At 42.4% G+C, this 26,913-nt stretch carries 24 protein-coding genes and 1 riboswitch; of the genes, 9 read left to right on the top strand and 15 right to left on the bottom strand.

Going from position 1 to position 26,913, the window contains the following annotated elements:
* Positions 1-73: 73 nt before the first annotated feature.
* Together R7M92_RS10215 and R7M92_RS10210 are read left to right on the top strand one after the other, a co-directional pair.
* Positions 74-508: a DUF962 domain-containing protein gene (locus tag R7M92_RS10215; RefSeq protein ID WP_005377800.1), complete on the top strand. Its 435-nt coding sequence runs from the start codon at positions 74-76 to the stop codon at positions 506-508.
* A 202-nt stretch (positions 509-710) separates the two neighbouring features.
* Entirely contained in the window at positions 711-1,022 is a 312-nt protein-coding gene (locus R7M92_RS10210) for a hypothetical protein (protein ID WP_005377799.1), read from the top strand.
* A 146-nt stretch (positions 1,023-1,168) separates the two neighbouring features.
* Here the strand turns inward: R7M92_RS10210 and R7M92_RS10205 are convergent, their stop codons facing one another.
* From R7M92_RS10205 to metA, 7 genes are all read right to left on the bottom strand, one after another.
* Complete coding sequence (locus tag R7M92_RS10205) at positions 1,169-2,260, bottom strand: sulfate ABC transporter permease (RefSeq protein ID WP_318133304.1); 1,092 nt, start codon at positions 2,258-2,260, stop codon at positions 1,169-1,171.
* Position 2,261: 1 nt separating this feature from the next.
* Positions 2,262-2,738, bottom strand: a complete 477-nt coding sequence (locus R7M92_RS10200) for a hypothetical protein (RefSeq protein ID WP_017633987.1) — start codon at positions 2,736-2,738, stop codon at positions 2,262-2,264.
* Between the two features lie 9 nt (positions 2,739-2,747).
* A complete protein-coding gene (locus R7M92_RS10195; RefSeq protein ID WP_149191831.1) occupies positions 2,748-5,924 on the bottom strand; it encodes a response regulator in 3,177 nt (1,058 codons plus the stop codon).
* A gap of 156 nt (positions 5,925-6,080) precedes the next feature.
* Positions 6,081-8,237, bottom strand: a complete 2,157-nt coding sequence (locus R7M92_RS10190; protein ID WP_318133301.1) for an EAL domain-containing protein — start codon at positions 8,235-8,237, stop codon at positions 6,081-6,083.
* Positions 8,237-9,166: a phosphate/phosphite/phosphonate ABC transporter substrate-binding protein gene (locus R7M92_RS10185; protein WP_005377794.1), complete on the bottom strand. Its 930-nt coding sequence runs from the start codon at positions 9,164-9,166 to the stop codon at positions 8,237-8,239. Before R7M92_RS10185 ends, R7M92_RS10190 begins: the two co-directional genes overlap by 1 nt.
* 267 nt (positions 9,167-9,433) lie before the next feature.
* Positions 9,434-10,159: a type IV pilus biogenesis/stability protein PilW gene (pilW, locus tag R7M92_RS10180; RefSeq protein ID WP_017820928.1), complete on the bottom strand. Its 726-nt coding sequence runs from the start codon at positions 10,157-10,159 to the stop codon at positions 9,434-9,436.
* 179 nt (positions 10,160-10,338) lie between these two features.
* Positions 10,339-11,280 carry a homoserine O-acetyltransferase MetA gene (gene metA, locus R7M92_RS10175; protein WP_005377792.1) on the bottom strand — a complete coding sequence of 314 codons (942 nt, stop codon included), beginning with the start codon at positions 11,278-11,280 and terminating at the stop codon, positions 10,339-10,341.
* A gap of 340 nt (positions 11,281-11,620) precedes the next feature.
* On the opposite strand from metA, the gene R7M92_RS10170 reads away from it, so the two are divergent.
* From R7M92_RS10170 to R7M92_RS10160, 3 genes are all read left to right on the top strand, one after another.
* The gene (locus R7M92_RS10170; RefSeq protein WP_053303128.1) at positions 11,621-12,007 is read left to right on the top strand and encodes a hypothetical protein; all 387 of its coding nucleotides are present in this window, start codon (positions 11,621-11,623) and stop codon (positions 12,005-12,007) included.
* A gap of 123 nt (positions 12,008-12,130) precedes the next feature.
* Positions 12,131-12,466: a DMT family transporter gene (locus R7M92_RS10165; RefSeq protein ID WP_069593657.1), complete on the top strand. Its 336-nt coding sequence runs from the start codon at positions 12,131-12,133 to the stop codon at positions 12,464-12,466.
* Between the two features lie 420 nt (positions 12,467-12,886).
* Positions 12,887-13,837, top strand: coding sequence for an LpxL/LpxP family Kdo(2)-lipid IV(A) lauroyl/palmitoleoyl acyltransferase (locus R7M92_RS10160; RefSeq protein WP_170890598.1), 951 nt, complete (start codon positions 12,887-12,889; stop codon positions 13,835-13,837).
* A gap of 67 nt (positions 13,838-13,904) precedes the next feature.
* On the opposite strand, the gene R7M92_RS10155 is transcribed toward R7M92_RS10160, so the two are convergent.
* On the bottom strand, positions 13,905-15,377 hold the full coding sequence (locus tag R7M92_RS10155; RefSeq protein ID WP_318133299.1) for a carboxypeptidase M32: 1,473 nt from the start codon (positions 15,375-15,377) through the stop codon (positions 13,905-13,907).
* Positions 15,378-15,600: 223 nt separating this feature from the next.
* Here R7M92_RS10155 and R7M92_RS10150 point away from each other — a divergent pair, with 223 nt between their 5' ends.
* Together R7M92_RS10150 and R7M92_RS10145 are read left to right on the top strand one after the other, a co-directional pair.
* Positions 15,601-16,236, top strand: coding sequence for a LysE family translocator (locus tag R7M92_RS10150; RefSeq protein WP_017820932.1), 636 nt, complete (start codon positions 15,601-15,603; stop codon positions 16,234-16,236).
* Complete coding sequence (locus R7M92_RS10145) at positions 16,236-16,802, top strand: threonine transporter RhtB (protein ID WP_213893811.1); 567 nt, start codon at positions 16,236-16,238, stop codon at positions 16,800-16,802. The genes R7M92_RS10150 and R7M92_RS10145 overlap by 1 nt, the downstream gene beginning before the upstream one ends.
* 118 nt (positions 16,803-16,920) lie before the next feature.
* On the opposite strand, the gene R7M92_RS10140 is transcribed toward R7M92_RS10145, so the two are convergent.
* Positions 16,921-18,297 carry an alanine/glycine:cation symporter family protein gene (locus R7M92_RS10140; protein ID WP_005377785.1) on the bottom strand — a complete coding sequence of 459 codons (1,377 nt, stop codon included), beginning with the start codon at positions 18,295-18,297 and terminating at the stop codon, positions 16,921-16,923.
* Positions 18,298-18,419: 122 nt separating this feature from the next.
* Positions 18,420-18,519: riboswitch (glycine riboswitch) on the bottom strand.
* 527 nt (positions 18,520-19,046) lie between these two features.
* Here R7M92_RS10140 and R7M92_RS10135 point away from each other — a divergent pair.
* Both R7M92_RS10135 and R7M92_RS10130 read left to right on the top strand, forming a co-directional pair.
* Positions 19,047-19,205 carry a hypothetical protein gene (locus tag R7M92_RS10135; protein ID WP_005377784.1) on the top strand — a complete coding sequence of 53 codons (159 nt, stop codon included), beginning with the start codon at positions 19,047-19,049 and terminating at the stop codon, positions 19,203-19,205.
* 31 nt (positions 19,206-19,236) lie between these two features.
* Positions 19,237-19,971, top strand: a complete 735-nt coding sequence (locus tag R7M92_RS10130; protein WP_017820934.1) for a chromosome segregation ATPase — start codon at positions 19,237-19,239, stop codon at positions 19,969-19,971.
* A gap of 90 nt (positions 19,972-20,061) precedes the next feature.
* Here the strand turns inward: R7M92_RS10130 and R7M92_RS10125 are convergent, their stop codons facing one another.
* From R7M92_RS10125 to proV, 6 genes are all read right to left on the bottom strand, one after another.
* A complete protein-coding gene (locus R7M92_RS10125; protein WP_005377782.1) occupies positions 20,062-20,445 on the bottom strand; it encodes a hypothetical protein in 384 nt (127 codons plus the stop codon).
* A gap of 99 nt (positions 20,446-20,544) precedes the next feature.
* A complete protein-coding gene (locus R7M92_RS10120; RefSeq protein ID WP_005377781.1) occupies positions 20,545-20,910 on the bottom strand; it encodes a VOC family protein in 366 nt (121 codons plus the stop codon).
* Positions 20,911-21,055: 145 nt separating this feature from the next.
* Positions 21,056-23,005: an LTA synthase family protein gene (locus R7M92_RS10115; RefSeq protein ID WP_206959193.1), complete on the bottom strand. Its 1,950-nt coding sequence runs from the start codon at positions 23,003-23,005 to the stop codon at positions 21,056-21,058.
* Between the two features lie 194 nt (positions 23,006-23,199).
* A complete protein-coding gene (gene proX / locus R7M92_RS10110) occupies positions 23,200-24,207 on the bottom strand; it encodes a glycine betaine/L-proline ABC transporter substrate-binding protein ProX (protein WP_054865582.1) in 1,008 nt (335 codons plus the stop codon).
* Positions 24,200-25,285, bottom strand: a complete 1,086-nt coding sequence (gene proW, locus R7M92_RS10105) for a glycine betaine/L-proline ABC transporter permease ProW (protein WP_005377778.1) — start codon at positions 25,283-25,285, stop codon at positions 24,200-24,202. The genes proX and proW overlap by 8 nt, the downstream gene beginning before the upstream one ends.
* A 4-nt stretch (positions 25,286-25,289) precedes the next feature.
* Complete coding sequence (proV, locus tag R7M92_RS10100) at positions 25,290-26,477, bottom strand: glycine betaine/L-proline ABC transporter ATP-binding protein ProV (RefSeq protein ID WP_017633996.1); 1,188 nt, start codon at positions 26,475-26,477, stop codon at positions 25,290-25,292.
* Between the last annotated feature and the right edge of the window lie 436 nt (positions 26,478-26,913).

Genomic DNA, 26,913 nt, shown 5'->3' with positions numbered 1-26,913 from the left:
CCTTTACGGAAAAATTCGCACCTTTTTCATCCTCGGGCTATATAAGAATAAGAAGGTGGAAAAGGGGAATGATATGCGAGCATTATCTGAATGGCTAAAAGAATACGGGGAGAGTCACCAAAACCCTATCAACCAAAAGATTCACACAATCGCAGTTCCAGGTATCTACCTTTCTGTGGTTGGACTTATTTGGTCGATTCCCCAGATTTCATTATTAGGCTTCGAACTTAATTGGGTTTGGGTAGCAGTGATCCCCACTTGGGTTTTCTATTTTCGTTTGTCTCTGAGCGTATTCATGATGATGATCGGCTACACATTAGCGTGCATTGGCCTTATTTGGTCTCTAGAGGTATTGATGTTGCCCGTTCTGCATATTTCTATGCTCTTGTTTGGTGTATTGTGGATATTGCAATTTATCGGTCACAAGATTGAAGGTAAAAAACCGTCGTTTTTTGAGGATTTACAGTTTCTACTCATCGGCCCGATTTGGGTGTTCAGAAAACACTAGCGATAAGCAAAATCAGGCATCATCCGAATTACACAAGACATATAACGTTCAGAGATTATGTAGCTCTTACTACAGAATACATCTCCTTCTTATTGCCACGACAAGCATTCACTTTAGATACGCACTATGATTAAAGAGGTGCCAACGCACTTTACGCTATCGAGATGCTTAAACTTACGGCAAGTTTACTTTAGGGGGATGAATGTACGATCGACAATATAAGTATGCCTATTGGAGAGAAGAGCGTAAAAAAGGCAAATGGCACTATATATTAAAGTCCTTCTTTATGATTTGTTGTGCATTACTGCTTGGTAAAGTCATCGGTTTGTTCATTTTTGGAGAGCTGCATTCTTTAAGCGACATTTGGGAACAACTCCCTGCGGATGTTTTTATTATGATGCTCGTGGGCTTTCCAATTAGTGTCCTTGGTTGGTACCACGAAGAGTCAAAGTTTTTCCGGGCACTGCGACGCAAAGAAAAGCGGTTAAAAGGCAATCAAAACAAACCGAAATAGAGTAACCTTTGTCTGTGTTTGGATTGCCACTTACCTATCTGAACGATTCTATCCCTTCCAGTCGTTTAGCGTTTAGTTACGTGTTGCAAAAAGCCTTCTTAATGCAACAGCCCCTAGCGTTGTGGAAATTGGTACTGTAAGAAACATTAAAAAACGAAGTTGAGCATTAGCGTATAAAGGCTCGCACTGTCATCCTTTGGGGCTGATGAAAACGCGCCAGAGCTATTATTGTAGGCGTTGAACCTTTGCCATTCTGCGCTTAGGGAAACGTTGTAATCTAGGTCGTATCTCAATCCGAGTAAGAAACTGTCTCCACTTTTTTTATCCCGACTATTAAACTGCTGACCGTAAACAATATAAGGAGTCAACTTTTTTACATTATAACTTGTTGTCGCGTACCAAGATGAGGAAAGATTGCTGGTCTGTCCTTCTGCCATAATCACAATGTTATCGAGCTCGTATCTTAACCCTAGAGAAAACAGATCGATCGTGTTGTTTTTTTCTGTTTCAACTAGACGGTCAATGATTGTGGTTCCGCCACCGGGAGTGGACTGCTCAATGTTAGAGAGCGTCGTTGTTTGATCATAATCGCCGTGGAGGTAGGAAAAATTCCAACGATAGCTCTCTCCGCTTAGCGTTAAGTTCATCCCTGCAGTGTTGTTTGACTCAATTTCCAATTCAGTACGTTCATTGATGGTTACGTCACTATTGTCTTTAAACCCGACAAACGGCATGGCGGTAAGTACGACTTGCTCATTAAGGTCATGAATCCAGCGTGCAGATAGGCCGTTATAAGCCGTGATACCTAGAATGCTGTCATATACCTCATTCGGTGGGCGAGCTTGGGTAAAAGCGTGACCGACATAGTTGTACTCAGACATCAAAAACAGTGGCAGTCTTAAGCGTCCTCCTCTTATTTCTATGTTTTTATAGGTATAAGCCAAATACGCCCACTCGAGCTGAGGCGAGCTCCAATGGTCTTGCGGGCGCTTTACGACTTGTGCGGATGCCCGAAATGCCTTGTGAAAATAATCGAGCTGCATGCCGAAAGTGGTATCGCAATCGAAACAAGATTCATCGCCAATAAAGCGGTTAACTAGTAACGTAGTTGGGTTATCGGATTTTGCCCACGAAGTAGAGCCAAAACCACTTAAAGAAAGTTGTTCTGTTAGTTCAATCGTGGCTGAGCTCGGAAAGGTCGCGATACTCAGCGATAACATGGTTAAATATTTTTTCATATCAATTCTCCGAGCTAACCACACATAAAACATGAGCATTACTAGGGACGCTCGATGTTGGGGCATAACCAATTCTATTCGGCTTCTCTTGCATCCATGCTATGAGGTCATCAATGCTGGAGCGTGCAATCACTTTTGGCGGTCTAGCTTTACCTGAAAAAGACAAGCTTGCCCAATGCGCGTTCATTTGCGCTAAATTTTTGTTGAGAAGATAACGATAGAACTCAGCTCTTTCTGTTGATGTCGCAGGCCAGTCAGAGAGTTCAATTCGCTGGCCTTGTAAAAGTTGCGTCTTCCCTCTGTACAACTTTCGCGCTTTATTGACAGTGAGCGGAGAGAATTCGTCATTAAATGAGAAAACGGCGTAGCTCTCTGCAGCGAGAGCTTGGCAATTTAATGAAAGAAGGGCAATCAGAATGAACAGATAGCGTTTTATGTAACGCAAAGGAAAAGCAACGCGAGAATGATTTCTACTCATAGAATCCACCTACATTGCTTGTTCAATTTGATACAACAGTTTTTCTTTGCGCACAGGCTTTGGTACGTAGGCATCCATTCCTGAATCAAAGCAGCGTTGAATATCATCATCAACGACGCTTGCTGTTAATGCGATAATGGGCGTCTTAGCTAATCCTTTACTCGCTTCATAAGCTCTAATTTGCCTAGAAGCTTCAAACCCATCCATTATGGGCATCATGCAATCCATCAAAATAACATCAAACTTTCCATCTTTTTGGAACATTTCGACTGCAATTTGTCCGTTTTCTGCGACTTCGAATTGATAGCCTGCTTTAGATAGCAATAGAGAAGCCACTTTCTGGTTCACTCTATTATCTTCGACAAGCAAGATGCGTTCGGAGCGAATAGGCGTTACCGTTGCTTCTGGTTGCTCAGAACTTGCAGGTAGTTCATGAGTTTTATCGGGGGTGGTGTTCTCTTGGTGTGGTTCAGCAGGCGTCGTGTTGGAAACACGTAACCCAATTGCCTTATCTAACTTCTCTTTAAGCAACCCTGCTTTAAACGGTTTGGGCACATAGTCATCCATTCCAACGTCAAAGCATTTTTGTATATCGTCATCGACCACACTTGCCGTTAGAGCAATAATCGGAATTCTGAAAGCGCGTTTTTCTTTTACTTCTATTTGACGAATTATTTGGGTGGCTTCAAATCCATCCATTACGGGCATCATGCAGTCCATTAAAATTAGGCTGTATTGATTCTGTTGAAATTTCTCAACCGCTTCTTGTCCGTTTACAGCGACATCAAAGTCGAAGCCAGCTTTTGTGACGTGTAGCCCCGCGATTTTTTGATTGACCGTATTGTCATCAACGACCAAAATTTTCGGCAAAGATTTAACATGTTGCGCTGAAATGCTCTCTTGTTGTGCGTGCGAGAAATTTGCCGCACAACTTTCAAGTGCTTTAATTAAGCGCTGCCCTAGTAGTGGCTGAGTGACCAAGGCGCTGATACTGCTTCTAAAGTCGAATTGTGGGCTATGAAGGTGCTTGATGAGGCAGACACGAATGTTTCGTTTACAAAGGCTTTCTATCTCATCGATATGCATCGCCGCTGCATTTGGTGATCCTTCTACATGAATAACGATAACGCGCTCGTTATCAATCCACGTTGGCAACGCACTTAAGGTATCTACTGACTGCGTTATATTGATGTTGAAAAAACTTAACTCGTTACGCAGTTTTTGTTCTAGTTGAGTACTGCTGCATACAATCCATATGTCGTTGTGATTCAGAGCGTGATAAGCGTTAAACTCTTGCGTCACAACAGGAGCAGTTAGTTCAAAGAAGAAGCGACTGCCTTTACCTTTCTCGGATTCAAGTTGAATTTCTCCACCCATTAGCTCAACTAATTGCGTGCTAATGGCAAGCCCAAGTCCAGTTCCCCCAAATTGTCGGGTAGTAGAGTTATCCTCTTGGGCAAATGGAGCAAATATTTTCTTTTGCTGCTGGGCATCAATACCAATCCCAGAATCTTTAACGGAAAACTCGATGACCGCTTCACCATTTTTTATTTCGCGGGTGATGACCGATAGCTCTACACTGCCTTGTTCGGTAAATTTTACCGCGTTAGACATGAAGTTCATGACAACTTGGCGTATACGATGGTCATCCAACATTACGTGGTAAGGCGTGTTACGGCTAATGTTGACTTGCACATCGATGCCTTTTTCCTTTGCTTTCGGTGAAATGATAGAAGCAATGTCATAGATAGACTCTCGAACACAAGTTGAATGTGGGCTAATGAGCAACATCCCAGATTCAATTTTTGAGAAGTCTAGAACGTCATTAATTAAACTCAAAAGCAGTTGGGAGGAGGTTTCAATCGTATCGACGTAATCGCGTTGTGTGGCAGTCAGGGAAGTATCGGATAAGACTTCAGAGATACCAATAACGCCATTTAGCGGCGTGCGGATCTCGTGGGACATGTTGGCCAAAAAGCTACTTTTGGCTTTACTCGCCTTAATTGCATCATCTTTTGCTTGTTCTGCATCTTCTTTAGCTTGTGTGAGCTTTAGTCTGGACAACATCCGCTCATCACTAAGCTTTTTTACCTCTCGAGCAAACTTACTCAGCTCGTCTTTACCCTTTATTAGTTGAGCAAGAGGTGAATTTTCAGTGTTACTTTGTTCATTGCTTTCGTTACTGAGAAATTTAAGGACTAGATTCAAGTTTCCAGTAACTTTTCGCACCAATCTTAGCGTTAAACTTACGACCAACAGCGTTAAAAGGCTCATCATTGCGATAAAGGTAAAGCGGTGCTGTGTCGTCGTGTTGATTGTCTTTGATATATCATCACTCAGCTGCTGTTCCATTTTGTCGTCAACACTTTGTAATAACGATAAGCGTTTGTTGAGTGCAGATAACCCCGCATCAATCTCATCCGGGGTTAATGATTTGAGTTGAGCTGGTTGCAATAAATAGGCACGAAACTCTTGGCTTTTGATAAAGACTTCACCCGTAAACGTCTCAATGAGCAGATCTACTTGTTGTTGATTGGCATTTAGCGTCACAAAACGCTCTAGAAATAGTTGTTGGTTCTGGATTAAAGATTGGATAGAAGCCTGTGTTGTGAGGTCATACTCGTTATTTTCCTCTGAAGATCGAATCAAATATTCGCTTAATCTATGCTCTTCAGTGGACCAAAACATCAACCATTCAAGTTGCATCAAAGAAGAAAGGTGAGTGTTTGTTTCATAACTCACATTTCTAAAATAGACTTTGTCTAAGCTCATGAGGATTTCTTTGAACGTATCAGCGCGCCACTCTGCCGCATCTAACTTTTCTTCTTGATTTTGCGAAGAGAGCATCGAGAGGGTTGCTTCCTCAAAGCTTGTCAACTGGTTTAGTATCTCAGCGTTTTCACCGAATACTGGTGCAGCGGTGTCGCGTAACAATTGAGATATCTGCTGAGTTTTTAGTTGCTTATCTATTACATCAGGGTTATTCGGTAGGTGATAAAGCGAAGATACGCGGTCGATGTAGACAGAGAATAACTGTGCTTTTTGTAGTTCCTGAGCCTGGATAGAAAGGCTTTGTACATGTTTACCCGCGAGGACAAGCAACAATAAAATTGGCAGCAAAACCAACCCAAATAGCTTTTGTTTTACCGACAGGTTGTTCCAAGAAAAGATTCCTACCACGCGCATTTCCATATCCAAGAAGTTGATATGAAAAGTGTAGTTTATTTATCTCAGATGTTAGATTTTAAGAGAAAATTCATATTAATGAGGTGGGGGAAGTGTGACCGATATTGCATTACGAGTACTAACGCGCTAAGCGGCAATAGTTAACAAAACGGCGTTCTAAGCAAAGTGATTGACGCTTTGAGCGCCACTCCCTCGTTGGTATTCAAATGCAATCAATTCCTCGGCAGGTACAGGTCTACCTAAGAAAAAACCTTGTACGACGTCACAGTGGAGAGACTCCATTCGTTTGAGCTGAGTTTGAGTTTCTACGCCTTCGGCTACTACTTTCATTTTTAGGTTGTGAGCCATGGATACAATCGCGCGAACTAATGAATCGTCTTGATCGCTTTTTCGGATTTGAGCGATAAATGAACGATCAATCTTGAGCCCGTCAAAAGCCATATGTTGTAGGTAGGCAAGGGCTGAATACCCCGTACCAAAGTCATCTAGCCAAACTTCCACTCCGATACTTTGTAGTTTTTTAAGCACATATTGAGCTTTCTCTGTATCATCAATAAAAAGTGACTCTGTCACTTCAACATGAATGGTTTGAGGGGCAACATCATGTCGTCGTAAATACTTAGAAAATAATTGACTTAAATCTTGGCGATAGATTTGCCTTGGGGATAAGTTTAATGCGATGTGAAAATCAGTACCGAAATGTTCTGCCCACATTGCCCGCTGAGCAACTGCCGTCTCAATGATATGTTCTCCAAGCTCCAATATTAAATCACTTTGTTCTGCGATCGGGATAAACGATTCTGGACTGATATAACCTTTCTCGGGATGATTCCACCTAACCAATGCTTCGACCCCAATTAGGCGATAGGTTTTTAGATCAAATTGTGGTTGATACCACAGCTCGAATTGAGACAAGTCACGTACTGAACGACGCAGTTCTCGTTCTATGTATAAACGTTGTTTAATCGTTTCATCAAACGTGGAATCGTATATCGTCATAATGTCTTTACCGCGTCTTTTAGATTCCTGCGCCGCAAGAGAGGAAAGCTGTAAAAGAGACTCAGCGTTTGAACCAAATTCTGGATATACAGCAATTCCGAGGCTTGCCGTAATTTGAATATCGTTCTCTTCCAAACTAAAGGGAGAGAGTAGTTGGCGATGAATATCGTTCGCTTTTTCTCTAGCTTCATGATTGTCCGAGCACGGAAAGGCCAGTACAAATTCATCCGCACCTACTCGACTTACGATGGTAGAAAGGCGGTAAAGCGGCTTAAAATAACTCGGCAAACGGCCTTGAAGCTCTGAGGCAAGATGGCCTAGCAATTTATCCCCAATGTTATGTCCGTAGTTATCGTTAATGTGCTTAAAGTCATCCAAGTCAATAAACACAACCGCGAGTGAGGGGGATTTGTGGTCAGTTATCTGCGTTTGAATATCAATGAGTAACTTTTCTCGGTTTGGCAGGGAAGTCAGAATATCGTGGTACGCCATGAACTCAACTCGGCTGGTGTATCGGTTCACTTTGTTTGACATTTTGTTGTACGCCGAAATAAGTTCTCCCACTTCATCTTTGCTTTGTATGTCGGTGACTGGCAGCGCTTGGGTATTTGACTCTGAAAATTGATCTTTTAGTTGCTTGAGTGGCTTAGTTAACGACCGCCCCAAAGCATAAGCGATGATGCTACCGAATAGAACGGATATCCCACTGATCGTTAGCAGCAAGTTAAACATCTTCTGTTTATCGTTTGAGGTAATCGCTTGGACTTGTTCAATGTTCTGTTCTTTCTCTTCCAGTAGATGTATCAAGTTAAGCTCAAGATATACCGCCCCAAGAGTAATGTTTGATTGCTGAATCGGCGCTGCGATCTCCAACTGATGCTTGGAAAAGGAAACGAGAGTTCTGGATTCTTCTATTGCTTTCAAAATAAAAGGAGAGCGGTCATGAGGTTGGGCAAACATCCTTAGCTGAGTAGTGCCGTCGTGAAAGATTAGCCCTTCATTGTCAACAACATGTATTTTCGAGACATCTGGCTGGCTCAATGTTGCCTTAATTTGCTCATACGCTTGACTGATATTGTCTGTATAGAGTGGATCAAAAAGCTGTTTTGATAATAGCTCTGCATAAACCAACCCTTTTTGCTTAACGTAAGATTCTGTTTTTTCTTGAGAGTTGTTCGTGATTTGTTGAGTTAAGCTATTTGAATACGCATCGTAACCGTGCATGTATAACGCAAGGTTTATCACCACAACAAACAAGACAACGAACATTGTCGAGCAAATGTATTTGGTTTCGAGTGAGAGCTTTTTAAACATCAATCCACCTTCGGTAACAAGTGAACTGACTTGCGCACTGTACTTAAGGAGGCTCGCATTTCTGGAGTAAGCGCGCTGAATTTTTTGGTGTTCTGAAACTTTTTAAGTGCGAGAGAGCCTTCGTGAGTTGTATCCATATCAAGCAGTATTGACGTGATTTTACGCTGTTGCTCTAGGCTCATGCTTGGAGAAGCGAGAATTAAATCCCTGGGTATTTCAACAGAACGAGAAAAAATCGCTAGTTTGTCTTTCATGTTCTCTGGCAAATCTTTGGGATTGTTCCAGTTGAAGTTACTGAATGCTCCTGCTGCAACTCTCTGTTTATATACCCATACAGATAGGTTGATTTCATTTGACTGAGCGAGTTGCTCATCAAGGAATAAATAACCAATGCTGTCTTTGGCCGGTTTGTCATCAGGAGAGGGAAGGTATTGCAGTTTTTCTCCGTGATTCAGCAATGTAATCGCAGGTAGGTAATAGCTGCTGGTAGACGTGCGCTTTTCGAAAACAAGCGTTTTTCCGCGCAGGTCAGAAAATGACTCAATGCCACTCTCTTTATTAGTAAAGAACACCGTATGATATTTTTGCAGGCCTTTTTTCCATCGTATAGCAAGGATTTGGCTATTAGACTCCTTTTCTAAGGTCATCGCATTAAAGGGGGTCGCCGTTGCAATTTGAACGGTGCCATTTTCAAGCGCAACCGCGAGCTGACGATAATTTTTAAATACCTTTACCGCCCCTTTTGCGTAACCATATTCAGCCATATTTTCAGTTACATACTGAGTAAGGGGCGTCGCTTTTTTGATTTTGCTTTGGGCTTTATTGGACACAATGCCAAACGTGAATGTTTTCTCAATATTTTCTTGTGCACTGACGACAAAAGGTGAACTCAGCAAAGTGAGTAATAACAGAGTGCAGGCAGGTTTCATCCGGCTTCAACTTCCTTCTGGTGCATGTCAGTAATATTTAGCATTTATCAATATGCCGAAATCAATCTTAAAAACAGTATGATGTACAAATTTCGTTGTGTGCGCACTTTTTATAATGTGACTTGGTCACTTATTCCGTTCAAATAGTACCGAATTTGACGTTTATGTACAGGATGAATGTATCACCGTGAGTCTGAATTCACTGGATTCTTGGTCAAGCGCTGTATTGGCTGTGAGCTAATGCGCCTTATGTATCGCTATTTTGTACTAAGAAAATTTTTCCAATTGTTTTTGATACTTTTTCTCGAGAGCTTCATTGCCTGCTGCACGTTCAAGTTGAATCATGAGTTGCAAAGAGGGCTTCTTCACGCCATACATTTGATTGAATCTCATTAATCGAATTCTAGCTTCAGTATAATCACCGCTATCAATTTCTATTTTAGCGAGTTGCAAAATCGATTTTGGTCTATGGGGATCATGATCGATAGCTCTAGTAAAGTAGTATCTCGCTTTGTCTTTATCTTGTGATTTTAGAGCACAAAAAGCTGCATTCTCATAGCTTGCTGGAATAAGGTAGTAATAAGGCTGCTCAATGGCTCGATTAAACATCTGATCGGCTTTTTCGAAGTCACCTCGCTTGCAAAGAAAAGTACCGTAGTTATTGAGCACATTTCCGTTTTTAGTGTGTTGGCGTAGAGAGCGTTTATACATCTGTTCGGCTTTAATATCTTCACCAACCGTTTCGTAGTAGTGAGCCATAGATAATTGCGCACGATAGTATTGAGGTGCGTGGTTTAAGGCTTGTTGTAAGTTATCATGCGCGCGAATCATGTTACCGCCGTCTAAATAACCTAAGCCAAGTGCGATACGTGATTCTGCCATTGCCACAGGATCGGCTTTAACGACAGGGCTTCCATCTTCTTTCACCGTCACGCAACCCACGAGTGCAAACTGAGACAATAATATTAGTGCACCGAGCTTTGCTGTTTTCATTCTTTATCCCTACATCCCTGAATCTTTCTGCATGATATGAATTACTTAGCAAAAGCCTATTGAGGAAAAAACACTATGCGATCAGGTTTGCAAACTGTTATGAAAAAGCCGCCATATGGCGGCTTGGTTCACATATTACATTTCGGTAATGATGAGTGCTTTGTTTGCTTATTTTGAAGCTAATCGTCTTTAGTGAAAGCATCTTCACTGAAGTGATCGAGGTCGTACGGTGTTTGCTGATAAACACAGTAGTTCAGCCAGTTTAAAAAGAGGAGGTGTCCATGGCTTCTCCAGCTTGCAATTGGTGGGTTATCTGGGTTGTTGTTTGGGTAATAGTTGACAGGAATAGCGGGCTCCATACCTTCGCTTAAATCTCGGATATATTCATTATGTAAAGTGTGAGAATCATACTCAGGGTGTCCTGTGACAAAGACATTTCGTTTGTCTTTTGTGGTGGCCAAGTACACACCTGCGACATCCGATGTCGCTAAAATGTCTAAGTCAGTATGCTCTTCTAGAAAGTGAGGCGAAAAATCTGCGTAACGCGAGTGAGGAGCCAAAAACGTGTCATCAAATCCGCGTAAGATAGGGTGAAACTGATGATGGATTTGATGATGATACACGCCTGAAAGTTTTTCTTTACGCGTTTTTTTAGGTAGATCGTAGAGTAGCTTTAACCCTGCTTGCGCAGCCCAGCAAACATAAAGAGTGGATGTCACATGATCTTTTGCCCACTCCATGATGGTTTTGAGATGATCCCAATAAATGACATCTTCAAATTGCACCAAACCTAATGGAGCCCCAGTAATGATCATGCCATCGAAGTTTTTATCTCGCACCATTTCAAATTGGCGATAAAACGTGTCTAAATGTTCAGTTGGCGTATTTTTACTCGGGCGGTTATCAATGCGCAGTAATTCGACGTTAACCTGTAGTGGGCTGTTTGAGAGTAGACGCAGAAACTGAGTTTCAGTCTCTATTTTTTTTGGCATCAGATTAAGGATCAGCACTCTTAAAGGACGTATTTCCTGACTCGCTGCACGCGTTTCACTCATCACGAAGATGTTTTCTGTCCTTAATACATCGGTAGCTGGTAATTGATCTGGAATTCTAATTGGCACGACTTTCTCTCCCTAAGTATAGTCAATCTAGACGTCTATACTTCTAAAGCTAACTTAATTAAGTTTAGATGTCGATACGAAATCCGACTTTTCAATCTACGCTTTACATTATGGTAAACCGTACTCGGGGTTGTCACACAATTGTGACTAAAGCAGAGTTTCTGATGAGATAGGTTTGAAACGCAGTGTGTACTATTTGCTGGTAATTATGCGATCACGTTAATATGTGAAGGTGACTTCGTAGTAAGGAAGTCTCAAATTAATGAGCCATACTAAAAACAATCAGCTCACCATTTTGCATTAATGTGCATATTTGGAAACATCGTCAGTGGAGGACATTATGTTCGGTATTTTCAAGAGAAAGACAAAGATTCAGGGCATCGCTCAAGAAGTTCCTTGCGTGCTACTGCATTCGTTTGGTGATAAAGACATTTATACGCCGGAAGAGATTGATCAAGCTCTTCAAAAGCTGGGTTATGATAAGAGCAAGGATATCAGTCATTATCAGTATGCGTATGGAATGTTTGCCGATGAAGCCTCTTACGAGCTCCTAGAACTAACGGATGAGCTAGGTAATTATGGTCATTTCCAACGTGAAGTAGGTAAGATGCTACTCAATACACCTGAGCCGATTGATATGCATATCTACTTTGAAATTTCTCGTCAGCACCAAAACGTCAGCCTTTCTCCTGGTCATCAAAAAGTAAGCGAAAGTGATGGTGTGTAAACATCGTTAGTGGTATTCCATCGTGAGATGAGTTGGGTATAATGCGCGGCCTAATTATCCGGACATGTTGTCGGTTACATTTCTGTTGAGCGTTAATGCCTTATGTTCAAAATGCTTGTCTCTATGCCACCAATGTTGGCGCTGTCGATAGCGATTGTATGTGAAGTGATTGCCACTTCTTATATTCCCAAAACAGAGCAATTTACGAAAGTAATGCCGAGCACAGTCGTTTTGATTGGTTACGGCATCGCTTTCTTCTTGCTTTCCGTCACAGTGCAAACAATGCCTGTCGGGGTTGTTTATGCCATATGGAGTGGTGCTGGGATCGTTTTGGTTGCGACGGTTGGTTACTTTGTTTACGGACAGCGTCTAGACTTACCAGCCCTAGTTGGTATTGGGTTTATCATCGCTGGTGTGTTGATCGTAAATTTATTATCCAAAACAGTAGGGCACGAATAACGCCACTCTACTTGTTAAGTGAATAAGAAGCCGCAGCGAGAAATTGCTGCGGCTTTTTAGTGCAAATTCAATCGCTAATGGCGAGTATTGATATGACGTCTTATTGTTGTATTCATAACGGTCGCATTATGTGATTGAAAAATAGACATTATTTAGCGCATTGAAAATACAAAGTTATGTTTCTTCAAACTTTAGGAAAGGGCAGTAGATAAATCACTCCGATAGATGTTAACGTGGCGACTCATCTTTACTGCTTTTTCATTCCCTACATATTTCTGCAAAGTTCTTATTGTGTAGTGTGTCGAAGAACCATAGAATCCGCGCGCTTTAATTTATGTTATTAGCGTTATCAATGATAAAAGTGCAGTCCATTATCATTGTTTTTATCACTTATAGATGGGCACATCTGACAATACTTACATGAACAAATACAAAAAGCCTGCATTCAAGGCCGAATTTCTTTTGCCTCGTTACTGGGGAACGTTAATTATCATTAGCGTGATGTACTTACTTAGCCTCCTTCCTTTTAAAGTTCAACTAGCTTTGGGACGCAACATTGGTCGTTTAGCTATGCGAATCATGAGAAAACGTCAAGTTACGATCAGACGCAATCTTGAGCTTTGCTTCCCTCATATGGGAAAATGCCAACGCGAAGCAATTCTAAAAGACAACATCGACAATACTGGCATCGCACTTTTTGAGACCGCAATGGCATGGTTTTGGTCAGATAAACGGGTAAACAAACACGTCACGATAAAAGGCATGGAGCATCTAGAGGCTTTAGAGAAGTCAGGCAAAGGTGCATTAATGTTGGCCGTACACTCAATGAATCTAGAGTTAGGTGCTCGAGCTTTTGGCATTAAAAAGTCTGGAACCGGTGTTTATCGCCCAAACAATAATCCGTGTTTTGATTATTTTCAGTATAAAGGACGCTCTCGCTCTAATCGTACACTGATTGATCGTAAAAACGTCAAAGCCATGCTTGAAGCACTTAAAACGGGTGAGCGAGTTTGGTATGCACCGGACCACGATTATGGTAACCGACGCTCGACATTTGCACCGTTATTTGCCGTTAAAAATGCTTGTACTACGACAGGTACAAGTTTGTTGGTTGATTCTACAGATTGCGCCATTGTGCCTTTTACGATGGTAAGAGGAAAAGACGGACACTATACCCTAACCATTAGTGCGCCCGTCGAAGGTTTCCCGAAAGAGGATCATCAACGCGCCGCCGCATTCGTGAATCAAATAGTTGAAACATCAATCATGGCAAGTCCGAGCCAGTACATGTGGCTTCATCGTCGGTTTAAAACTAGACCAGAGGGTGAGGACTGTTTGTACAAGCCTAGGCTCATCCCTAGCTTGGCATAGCATGTAGAGACTAAAAAAGCCCAAGGAACATACGAACCTTGGGCTTTTACTTTCTATTCGTTTCGCTTTATAAGTAGCGATCTTTTAGGTGAGCTTGAAAGTGTTTAGCATTCAGTGTTTCACCCGAGGCTTGTTTTACCAACTCATCAGTGGTGAATAAGCTACCTTTACTCCAGATGTTTTCTGAGAGCCAATTGAATATCGGAGCTAAGTCGCCAGAACGAATAACCGCATCTACATCGACGGTTTGTTTCATTGCTGCCATAAATTGTGCAGCGTACATCGCACCGAGCGTGTAGGACGGGAAATAGCCAAAACTTCCATCTGTCCAATGGATATCTTGCATACAGCCATTTTTGAAGTTTCCTTCGGTTGATAGCCCCAAGTACGCTTTCATCTTTTCGTTCCAGAGTTCTGGTACATCTGTATGTTTGATTACGCCGTTCATGAGATCTCGCTCAATTTCATATCGAAGAATAACGTGAGCAGGATATGTGAGTTCGTCAGCATCTACGCGAATAAAGCCTTTTTCTACGCGAGTGTAAATTTTGGCTAAATTGTCTTTTTCGAATTCACTACCAGAAAAATGGTTAGAAGCCAGTCGAGCGAGGTGATCGATAAACGCGCTGCTTCGTCCTATTTGCATTTCAAAGAAGAGTGATTGTGATTCATGAATACCCATAGAGCGAGCTTCTCCCGCGGGTGTTCCTGATAAATCTTTTGGTAGCCCTTGCTCGTATCGAGCATGGCCAGTTTCGTGGACAATCCCCATCAATGATTGGACAAACTCGTTTTCATTATAACGTGTCGTAATACGTACATCTGTCGGTACACCGCCACAAAATGGGTGGGTACTCTCATCAAGTCGACCGTGTTCAAAATCGAATTGAAGTAGCTTCATGACTTCCAAACCGAGCGCTTTTTGCTTTTCCGCAGGGTAGTGTGCAGTTGGCAATAAGATGTTGTCTGATTGTTGTTTTTCAAGCGCTTCATCGATCAAAGTAGGAAGCCAGGTTTTCACGTCAGCAAAAAGAATGTCTAACGACGCAGACGTTGTGCCAGGTTCATAAACATCGAGCATGGCATCATAAGGAGTCGTGCCATTTGCTTCGGCTCTAATTTGCGCTTCTTCCTGCGATAGCTTTACTACTTCAGCCCAGTTCTTTTCAAAACCAGCCCAGTCATTTTCTCCACGTTGTGTACGCCATGCATGTTCACATTTGGAGCCAGCAAGAGATTGAGCTTGAACTAATGATTCTGGTAGTAAGTTAGCTTGCTGCCACCCACGCTTCATTTCTCTTAGGATAGATTTTTCTTTTGTAGACAGCGTGTCTTCTTCTGCCTGAGCGAAAAGCTCTCCCAAGTGCGGTTGAGTCATTAAAGAATGGATATGTACATCAAGCTCTGCCGTGGCATTCGAGCGTGCTTCAGCGCCACCAGGTGGCATGACCGCTGCTTGATCCCAATCTATGATGGCAGATAGATGCTCAAAATTTGCCACTTTTTTGGAATGTTCAACGAGTTTTGTAAATGCGTTCATGTGACTACTCTTATTCTTTTGTTCTTTCCCTAAACACCCGATAACGGGTCCTTCATATGGTGTTGCACTAAGCAACCTGCGTTAATTTACTAATAATTAACAATTAACTCCAACCCATTGTCCATAAACTCACCCAGTTGTATAGCTCTCTTAAAAAAGAAGCTTGCGAATCTTGTGGATTGGCGGTATTGATGAAGGATTGACAATTAATTATCACGATAATATGGATATTTTGAATTTCGAGGCATTTATTATTGCCATTACGATTTTAACGTTAACGCCAGGTTTAGATACTGCACTTGTTATCCGTAACACTAGCCGCTCGGGCCTAAAAGATGGATGTACAACCAGTCTAGGGATTTGCTTTGGCTTATTCGTACATGCTTTTTTTTCTGCGGTTGGTATCTCGGCGATTCTTGCGCAATCAGCAGAGTTGTTCCAAATCGTAAAAATGATTGGCGCAGCTTATCTTATCTGGCTTGGTTTGAGCAGTTTAAAAGCGCTAATGTCGTCGAAAGATGGATTGACCGTGACCGAGCAGATTCACGAAGTGTTTAATGGTAAGCGCTCTTTTAGAGAGGGCTTTCTTTCTAACGTCTTGAACCCGAAAACGGCGGTCTTCTATTTGGCTTTCTTGCCACAGTTTGTGAATCCAGAAGGTTCACCCTTGCTTCAATCAATGATGATGGCATCTGTACACTTTGCTATTGCGATGGTTTGGCAGTGTGGTTTAGCTGGCGCGCTTAACTCGGCTAAAAATCTACTAAAGAATGCAAGCTTTATGAAGTGGATGGAAGGCGCGACGGGCGCAGTATTAGTCGCACTTGGTGTGAAGTTATTGATTGAAAAACCCGTTTAATGCGTAATATTTATCGATTGTTGGTACTACTCGCTGTATTTATTGTGGGGATAGGTGCCGCTGTTGCTTGGCATACGTGGCCACAAGTACAGTTTGCGCAACGCGGCATGATCTGGTCTTGGCACTGGGGCTACTTCGAGCCTTTTGCTAATGGAATACAACAAACGCGAACTCAAGATACTAAACAGTTATTGCTCAGGCGTGTGTATTTGCATGACGCTATTGTCGTTTTTGTTTCGACAACTATGGACAATAAATTTGAGGTCGACGTTGTAAAAGAGCAAACCTGTGAACCTAAAACGACGACTTGGGCTTCGGTCTCTGTCAATCATCAACGTGTCAGGCATGTACCTATGGTGTGCGATGCGTTTGGGCAAGGCTACTTTTATCGCTACATCGGGAAACATCTGGAATCGATTGAGGTTGGTGTCGGCGACTCGTTTGTAACAGAAGCATTTTTAGACTGGCCGCTATCAGAGTTGAAAGCGGATCAATTCAAGCAAAAAAATGCGAAGTTTTTTGAAGAACGTGGAGAAAACGTTGAGCATCAATGGTTGAGGGATTAACCATTTAACCGAAGATAAATAAAGCCCGCTAAATAATAGCGGGCTTTATGTTTTTACCATTTCTAATGTGCTTTGCTCTCCGTTACTGGTAGTTTGTGACCGAACAGCTGTCGTTTCACTAAGCTTTCACTGCTTCAACTTCACCTGATTGCGATGTTGAGCTAAAGAACAGTTTGGTTTCTGCCAGTACGACGTGACGCAGTGCGATCAAACCAATCAGGTTAGGAATTGCCATCAGACCGTTTACGATATCAGCCAGTAGCCAAATCATATCGAGGTGAAGGAATGCACCAGATGCCACCAAGCCAACGAAAATCAGTTTGTATGGAAGCACAGCTTTAGTTCCGAACAGGAACACAACGCAACGCTCACCGTAGTAGTTCCAACCAAGAATGGTGGTAAAAGCGAAGAACATCAAACCGATTGAGACGAGCATAGGGCCAAATGTATCTGCATTTAAACCCACCGCAAAAGCATGAGTCGTCATCGCGGCACCTGCTAGGTCACTTTGCCATGCACCGGTCAGGATTAGAGCAAGGCCTGTCATGGTACAAATAATGATGGTATCGAAAAAGGTACCCGTCATTGAAATTAGGCCTTGTTTAACACAAGAGTCTGTCTTCGCTGCTGCTGCTGCCATAGGCGCGCTACCCAAACCTGATTCATTTGAGAACACACCGCGAGCGATACCTGATTGGATTGCCAACATGATGCTTGCACCTAGAAAACCACCAGTCGCTGCTGTTGATGTAAAGGCTGAAACCAGCACTAATTCAACGGCATTGAACAATTGGTCTGCATTCATGATGATCACGCTTAAACACGCCAACACATAAAATACAGCCATGGTAGGAACCACTTTTCCTGCAACGTTAGCAATGGATTTGATGCCACCCAAAGTTACGAAAGCAACCAAAAGAGTTAGTACAAAGGCAGATAGCTCACGGTTAACACCAAGAGATATCTCACTTGCATCCAGAATCGCGTTTACTTGTGGAAACGTACCGATACCAAAACAAGCAACACCCAAAGCAAACACTGCAAACATGATCGCGAGAGCTTTTGAGCCAACACCGTATTGCAAGTAATACATTGGGCCACCAATCATTTGGCCTTTATCATCGACTCTTCGATACTTAACCGCCAACAAACATTCGGCGTATTTAGTCGCCATTCCGAAAAGGGCAGCGAGCCACATCCAGAATAGAGCGCCTGGTCCACCGAGTTTGATTGCTGTGGCAACACCAACAATGTTACCAGTACCAATTGTTGCTGAGAGTGCAGTACAAAGAGCTGCAAAGCTAGAAACGTCACCTTGAGTATTAGATGACTTATCTTTACTGAATACCATCGCTAGCGCTGTTGGGAGGTGTTTAAACTGGATCAAGCCAAGGCTAAAAGTGAAGTAAACACCTGTACCCACTAGCAAAATAAGCAGCGGTGGACCCCAGACAAAATTATCGATGGTTTGTAGTAAAGATTGTAGGTTGTTCATGATTTCCCCTTAATAAAACAACTAATAAGGAGAAGAGGGAAAGGACGAGATCAACGATCTCTAAAAGAACTAAGCTATTGGTTGTAGGCGGGAAGGCCAAGCAAAATAGTTAGGTTGTAACTTTCCACTCCTCTGTCCTTTTGCCTGAGAGTTTCACCTTGCGTGAGTGCAAGACTTGCTCCTTCGGCGACCGATTTAACGGTTCTCTCCAGAGGTTCCTCCAACTACAGTCCCCGCTACCTAGGTAGCACCTGAAATAGTTAATTCTTCGGCGAGTTATGCTAATCAAATGTTAAAATTTGATTAATAACCACTCTCCTGCAGTCTTCATCGGAACAATTACTCAATTAAATGAGTAAAGGTTAGTTAATGATGCTGGTCATCATTAACGTGTGAACTTTATCATGTTTTTGGTCCATTTCAACACCCTATGTCAATTTATTCTTAATGAAATAACCTCATCAATTTTCATGAAGGTATGTTTGCCAATCTTTTTGTGCGAGTCACGGCATAAATAAAATTTATTGGGTTAGGGAATGGAACCCAAAAACACTTCAGAACGATAAATGTGTTTCGATTGTTACGACATAAGTTATTCAATTAAGGACACAAAATTGATTAAAATCGGAGCACTTATTTTAAAATCTACGCTAAGTTGACCTTATGGTACGTATAAATGGGTTACAATGAACCTTTGTGAAACAGTCTACGGACCTAGGCAGTTTTTCATGAGTGGACAAGGAGGCGGTATGACCAGATTATTAGCCATTGCGGTGTTGATTGCAGTAGCATTTGTGCTGTTTCGTTATCGAACCAATGAAAAAGTCCAAAAAGCGACCGTTATAACATTAATTGGCGCATTTCTGATTTATACAGCATCAATTATGTTTGCGGAATTGATCCGCTAGCAAAGTAAAAGAGTCCTTGGAGTAGTATACGGTGAGTTCTCAGAACAAAATGGAAGAGCAAGACGACGTAGTTGTCATTGAAGAGCGTGACAAACGTACGCATATCTATATCGCAATCGCTGCGGTGTTAGGCTTGGCATTTGGTGGCCTTGTTGGATCGGTTGTCACTGCGAACAAGTGGGAATCGACTTACCACGTATTAGAAGAAAAGTATCAAGCACTAACGCAAGATAAAACCCAGTTGGCATCTCAAGTAAAAGTGCGTGAAGAGGCGCTTGACCAAGAGATACAAAACCAAGTTAGTGAGTTACTCGCCGCGAAAGATGAAGCTCATCAGAAAGCACTTAAGAAGTTGCAAAAGCAATTGACTGAGGTCGAGAAGGTTAACTTGTCACTAGAGTCTCAATTGAAGCAGCAGGCAGATAAGATCAACACGACGAAGTCAGAAAATGAGAAGTTGAGTCGTCAAGCGGATATGCAAGCGACTATGTTTGAGCGGTCCCGCGAAGTATTCCAGAAAGAGCTAAAAATTTCGCAAGAATTAGAGTCTCTCGAGAAAGAACGGTCGAAATTATTACCTAAGATTGAGAAACTCAAGAAAGAGTGTGACGTATTTTTAGAAGGCAAATCTTGGGACGTGAAGTCGGACGCTTGTGATAAACATGATGAAGCTAATTCACGACTAAGTCAGGTCGATCAAATGATTGAAGTCTATAAAATGGACCTCAAACAAATCAAAGCAATAACGGAAGATATCGGCCTTTAAGTCTTTTGTATCCGATTTTTGAAAAGCAAAAGGAGCTCTTTAAGAGCTCCTTTTTCGTTGTTAGCTATGACTTTTAGCCTATCGCGTATATTAGATTCGTGAGGCGTCATAGCCTGAGGCGAGCAGGAGTTCTCGTTCGTGTTTAATCAGCTGAGCTCGATCTTCAATTAGTTCATTGAGTGCTTGAGATGGCTTACCTGCTAATGCTTTGAACGAAGCAAAAGATTCCGCGGTGTCGATTTTATCAATCATCTGACTGATGACATTACGAGCCTCACACGGGTTACTCGTCGTTGTAAAGTATTCTACTTGCTTTGCTGCCGATTTCATCTCAGTTAATAGCTCAAGCGGGCTACTTTCTTTGGCTACTGCCATGTAGTTATCCAGCACGCGCTTTGCATAAAGCAGTTCTTTGAGGGGGATATCTCTTCCGCTCTCGATTAGGGATTCGCTAAGGATCATACTTGAGCTCATGGGCATTCCTTCTTATTACTACGCCGCTTTTGATGTTTCCTTGAGTCTAATTTATTGAAGTCACATTGGGAATGGGTAAAAAGCATTTTTAACGCATTTTTATTCATTTATGAAAACGCGAATGCGATGCTTATCTGGATCGATAGCCATAAAATTTAACCCATACACTGATGTCGCTGGTGGTTGAACAAACTCAACACCTAGGTCTTTCCAGCGTTTGTAAATGCGCTCTAACATATGACTATTGGGCACTGATAAAGACAACTCGGTACCACCACCTCGAATGCCGCTGTAGGGTGAAAGATTATCTCTTTGCTTGAGTGTCAACGTTAAGCCTTCGGTCAGTGGAATAGCGGCGAAGGTTGGAGACAACTGCGTGACTTTGCGTTCGAACAGTTTCGAATAAAAAACTTGGCTTATGTGGATGTCCTCAACGTAGAGAACGAATGAATTGATAGTCAGCATGGTTTGTTCCTTAATCAATTAGAAATAGTAGGGGCAATCTAACGTAAAGGAACGACAGGAGTTGTCAGTAGAACATTCCCGAGGTGAGTGACAGAATAAGAAAAAGGAGCCGTTTAGCTCCTTTTTATCAGCGGAATCATTGGTATTAATGAGTGTGTTTGGAAGAATACCAGTTGTTTTGATACGCTTTAGATGCAAATAATGCGTTTGCTTTTGCACGCTCGATAATAGACTCGTCCACCTCTAGCGGCTTCATGGTTTGGTCTTTAAAGTCGTACGCCAGGGTCGATATCTTTTCACCAGGGGAAAGCACAACGAGATTGTCGCGCGTTAAATAACCAAAGTTTTTGTCGTATTGCATCATTGCGCGTTCATCTTCGCGAGCCAGTGGCTTCGTTAAATCACGACCAATCATCGGTGTTTTAGCATCTACCCCAATCAGAGATAACAGTGTAGGCGGCATGTCTATGTTGTTTGCTATGCGGTCATCTTTACGTGGTTGAATGCCTTTACCAAGGATCAGTGCTGGAATGTGAAAGTGCTTAACCGGAACAAGGTTAGCGCCAGAAACACGTGCATCATGATCTGCAATTACAATGAAAATGGTATCATCCCAATAAGATGACTTTTTCGCCTTTTCAAAGAAAGTGCCCAAAGCGTAATCGGAATATTTAACGGCGTTGTTACGCGTCATATGTTCTGAATCGTATGGCTCAATTTTGCCTTTCGGATACTCATAAGGGCTATGATTACTTGACGTAAAAACTAAGCTAAAGAAAGGTTTGTCGCTTTTTGAAAGGCGTTCAAACTCTTCGTTTGCTTTGTTATATAGATCTTCATCACTAACACCCCAAGAGCCAACAAAGCTTGGGTTGTTATAATCGTCTTCTTCTACTATTTGATCAAAACCGTTACCGAAGAAGAAAGTTTTCATGTTGTCAAAGTTGGCTTCACCGCCGTAAATAAATTGCGTGTGATAGCCTTGAGCTTTCAGTAAGTCCGCGATGGTAAAGAAACCCGTTTGGCTTTTACTCAGCTTCACTACCGCGCGAGACGGAGATGGAGGAAAGCCCGTGGTTACGGCTTCAATTCCACGAACAGAACGAGTACCAGTGGCGTACATTTGTGTGAACTGCCAACCTTCCTTCATGAGTTCGTCAAGGTTTGGTGTTAGAGGCAAACCGCCCAAAGCACCGACAAATTGGGCGCCTAAGCTTTCTTGTAGCAAAATCACTAAGTTTTTATGTTTACCCTGGTAAGTCGCGGGGTTACTGTTCATGGTTGGGAGTAATGAAGGGGTGAAGTCGGACTTTGTTGATGAAGTGCGAACTAATTCCAACATCTTTTGAGTGTCCATTTTTCCGTAGAACTGCTCAGCACTCTTTTCTGACTTCATGCTATTAACCGCAAACAACAATGAGTAAGATGAGTTCAGTGCTAAGTCGTTAAGCAGTGGATCGTTAGAAAAGGCGACCATAGCAGGATTTAGCGGGCGGTGACCTAAAGATGAGCGAGCACCTGCAACCCCAAAAAGAACAACGAAAAGTGCCAATAGTGGTCGCCATTTCCAGTTGACCTGCTGCGCCTTATCGGTCAGTTTCTTACTCCACTTCCAACCTAAAGTGATGGTTAAAACTGTACCTAACGCACCAATAAACAGTTCTAATTTGTAGCCAGTCCAGAGCATACTCAAGACTTCTTTTGGGTAGATTAAGTATTCCACAAACAGACGGTTTGGACGTAGGTCGTATTCCTGAATGAATGGCGCTGTTGCTAGCTCCATGTATACAAGCACCCAAAGCCCTAAAACCATCCATATGCGTAATATTCGCTTCCAACACTCTCCCATCTTACCGGTTAATGGCATGAAGGTTGAAAACAGTGCTGGAAGAATAAACAACCAGCAAAGCGTTGCAATATCTACGCGCAAACCTTGGCCTAGGATGTAAATTAAGTCGTTTAGAGAGTCAATACGGTCAATCTGCCAAAAGGCTAGCAAAACTCTTGAAATAGACAGAAATAGAAGCGAAAACAAAGAAAAGGCAGCAATTGGCTGCAAAGGCCCCCACACAGAGCTCTTTGATAAGTTTTTCATATTTATTCGAATAGTTTAATTGTTATGTTGTGTTGTTTTTAGCAAAGCAAGCGTGAAATAAACGTGAATTATAATGTGGGTTTATGGTCGAGTAGTGTAAGTGTTGGTATGTCTATGTAAGGGGGAGGGGCGTTTGTGTAAAAAAAGAGCCAGTTGATAACACCAACTGGCTCTAGAGGTTGATAAAGGCATGATTACATTGCGGCTTTCTTCGCTTCTTCGACCCATGCGTCGAACTTTTTCTGGTTCGCTTTGATCCAGCCATTTACATGAGACTCGATGTCCGCTGAGCTGTTCTTACCTTGGCTCATCATCATATTCTGCGCACTAACATCATTGATATTTAGTTTGATGATTTCAAATAGCTTCGCAGCAGCAGGGTTTTTTTCCGTAAACTCTTTATTGGCAACGATGCGCATAGAGTTCATCTCGAAGCCGTAGTTCTTACCGTTCTCTAGTGTCGTATCAATGTCTTTACGCTCACCAGGAAGTGAAGAGAATGGCACTTCTAACCACACAACATCTTTCCCCGGAACTAAAACGCCACTTACCCAGTACGGTGTCCAAGTGTAGTAAAGAATCGGATCGCCTTTTTTGTAACGTGAGATCGTATCAGCGATAATCGCCGCGTAGTTACCTTGGTTGTGTGTTACTGTGTCACGAAGTTTGAAAGCATCCAACTGATGCTCAACAACCATTTCACAACCCCAACCTGGGTTACAACCAGTTAAGTCCGCTTTGCCATCGCCGTTTGCATCGAATAGCTTCGCCAATTTTGGATCTTTTAACTGACCAATGTTAGTGATGTTATATTTTTCCGCGGTTTTCTTATCGATCAAATAACCTTGCGCAGCACCACTTACGTATTGGCCTTTACGGAAGAACTTATCATCACCGCCAGACATCGTGTACTTATCGGCGTGAAGAGGGAACCAACCAACCGCTAAGAAAGTAGCATCACCTTTAGCAATAGAGGTGTAGCCTACGTTGTAGTCCACTTCTTTGGTCGGTTTAACATCGTAACCAAGCTCTTCAAGTGCGCGGTTTACGATCAACGTTTGAAATGTTTCTTCTGCAACGGTTGATTGAACAGGCTGAACAGTGACACCTTCACCCGGTAGTTCACTTGCCACACCATAAGTTGAAAATGCGATAGTACTTAGAGCTCCAACAGAGAGCGCTTTCTTCCATGAATTATTCATTGATGTTTCTCCTAAGTTTTAGATCGTCTTGGTTCGTCTTTGTTTTCAGTTTTAATAGGTATGAAACAGGACCTGTGTGATACCAGCGAAGTTTAGTGTTGCCCGCATTAACCCCTAACACCTGGGTGATACGGTCTAACAAAATCGCAAGAATAACGATGCCTAAGCCACCAACGGCAGCAAGACCCATATCAAGTCGGCCAATACCACGAAGTACCATTTGGCCTAAGCCGCCAACAGCAATCATTGAAGCAATCACTACCATAGAAAGTGACAGCATTAAGGTTTGGTTTACACCTGCCATGATGGTTGGTAACGCCAACGGTAACTGGATGCGATAAAGCATCTGTTTTTTGTTTGCCCCGAAAGAGTGGCCAGCTTCGATAAGCTCTTCAGGTACTTGCTGAATACCCAAAATAGTCAGGCGCACAACGGGAGGCAGGGCGAAAATGATCGTTACTACTACGCCAGGAACGTTACCAATACCAAACAACATAACAATTGGCACAAGGTAAACGAACGCGGGAGTCGTTTGCATTGCATCTAATATTGGCCTAACAAATTTGGCAGCGGTTTGGCTCCTTGCCAACCATATCCCCATTGGTAGCCCTATAAGCAAACAGAAGAAAACGGCGGTTAACACCAGTGCTAGCGTTGTCATCGCTTGTGACCACGCACCAATTAGGCCGATGAAAACAAGGGATACAAGAGTAGAAAAACCAAGTTTTACATTGGAAAACTGCCACGCTAGCAAAAATAAAATGAGTACCATTATAGGCGCAGGTGTAGACACCAAAGCAGTTTCAAACGACGTTAGAATAAAGTCGATTGGAACTCGTATTGCTTGGAAAACAGGTCGACCATGTTCCACCAGCCAGTTCAAACCGGACTCTACCCAGCTATCGAGGGGTAAAACCGCATCTTGGAATGGGTTCATAATATCGAATGGCGCTTGCTCTACAGTTTCTGAGTTGAGCCAATCATTACTTGGCGCGGCCTCTGTACCTTGCGACCAAGGATCATCTTGCGCAGGAGCAGTATTTGACCAGGGATCATTGTTAGTTTGCTCTGAAGACATCGTGTTAATCCTTATCTAGTGTTTGTAGAAGACGTGATTTAGTCACGACACCAAAGTAAGTTCCTTGCTCATCTACGACAGGCACGGCATAAGGAACACCAGCAACCAGACCCAAAATGTCATTAATTGACTGATCAGGCTGAAGAGTAACTTCATCCGGTAATTGAGCACTGGCTAACGAACGGTTTTCTTTATGAGCCAAACGTAGTGAATCAAGAGATACGATGCCGGAATATCGGCTAGATTTATCGACGACAATGCCGTAATCACGGTCGTGATCCATCAGAATCTGCATCGCAGAGCCTGGACCGTCATTTTCCGATTTCTTAAAAACAGCCGCTGGCTTCTTGCGCGCGATATCTTTTGCTGTCAAGACACTTGCGATGTTTACGCCGCGGAAAAACGCTTCGACATAATCATTTGCTGGACTGTGTAATATTTCATCAGGTGTACCAACCTGAACAACCTCACCGTTTTGCATGATGGCGATACGGTCACCAATGCGCATTGCTTCATCCAAATCATGAGAAATGAAGACAATTGTGCGTTTGTCATCGTTCTGTAGACGAATAAGCTCATCTTGCATCTCAGAACGGATCAATGGGTCTAAAGCGGAAAACGCCTCGTCCATTAATAGGATGTCAGGATCACAGGCTAACGCCCTCGCCAAACCAACGCGCTGTTTCATACCACCGGATAATTCGTCAGGGAAAGATTCTGCATAAGGGTCTAAACCCACTCTTTCTAAGGCGGAAAGGGCACTTTTCTGACGCTCATTAACATCGATGCCGGCAAGTTCTAAACCAAAGGCGGCATTTTCAATCACCGTCATGTGTGGCATGAGTGCGAAACTTTGAAACACCATTGAGATATTATTACGACGAACTTCTCGAAGTTCATTTTCGGAGATGTGGGCGATATCTCTTCCTTTGAGATAAACACTGCCTTTAGTCGGCTCAATGAGCCGGTTAAGAAGTCGAACAAGGGTGGATTTCCCGGAGCCAGAAAGGCCCATGATTACGAAAATTTCCCCTTCATTTATGGTGAGAGATACATCGTTTACGCCGACTGTTAAACCTGTCTGTTCAAAAATACCGTCTTTATCGACGCCTTTGTCGATAAGCGAGAAGGCTCTCTCTGGGTCTTCTCCAAACACTTTATACAGTCCCTTAACTTCCAGTATGGGATCCATGTTATCTGTCCTTTTTCGTGTGTTTATAACTGTTTAACGATTTGTACTCTAATTAATTTTAGTTCAACTTTCAACGAAAGGGGGTTGGTTAACTAGTTCTGCCGTGCATAGAGAATTCGTTGAGTAAGGTATGTTCAATTCTTATTTTTTATATTTAAAACAATTGCTTGTGATGTATTTTTGTCCGCCATAACGTTGCCCTGACGTAGGGTTGAATTTATTTTGAATTTTTTTGTACATTTCAACTCAACTCGCTTGCATAGATATAAGCTGTGATAGCTTAGAACTCTACATATAAAAAGGTTAGAGCTCTAATTTTTGGTTAAGGCTTGGTCCTGTGAAATCGGTTAGGTACTGTTATCCTTAGATTTATTTATTGCTTGATTTCACTCAGGGTGATATTTATCGCTGTAGTTTAGGCAACGTATGGAATAAA

The sequence above is a fragment of the Vibrio sp. Vb2880 genome, from assembly GCF_033337975.1.
Classification (GTDB): domain Bacteria; phylum Pseudomonadota; class Gammaproteobacteria; order Enterobacterales; family Vibrionaceae; genus Vibrio; species Vibrio alginolyticus.
Note: the sequence above shows the minus strand (reverse complement) of the source record. Positions and strands in the feature narration are given on the sequence as shown.